Raw genomic sequence first — 226 nt, 5'->3', positions numbered from 1 at the left:
GCATCTTCTTTAGTATAAGTTGCTAACTTTTCATCATAAAGTGTATAAGGGGATTTTCTACCATTAACAATACCATTACCTTTAAATAATTTAAGACGTACGTCACCAGAAACGAATTTTTGTGTACTATCTACAAACGCTTTTAGGCTATCAGTTAGTGGAGAAAACCAAAGTCCATTGTACGTTTGTTCCGAAAATTGTTTTTCAATAATAGGTTTAAAATGAG

Annotated in this window: 1 pseudogene; it reads right to left on the bottom strand. The window is 31.4% G+C overall.

What is annotated here, in order from left to right:
* Positions 1-226, bottom strand: a pseudogene (locus tag FSY66_RS12470) (argininosuccinate synthase domain-containing protein); the annotation flags it as partial.

The organism is Kocuria palustris, assembly GCF_007666205.1.
In the GTDB taxonomy this organism is placed as follows: Bacteria; Actinomycetota; Actinomycetes; order Actinomycetales; family Micrococcaceae; genus Kocuria; species Kocuria palustris_A.
This window is presented reverse-complemented; position numbering and strand designations above follow the sequence as displayed.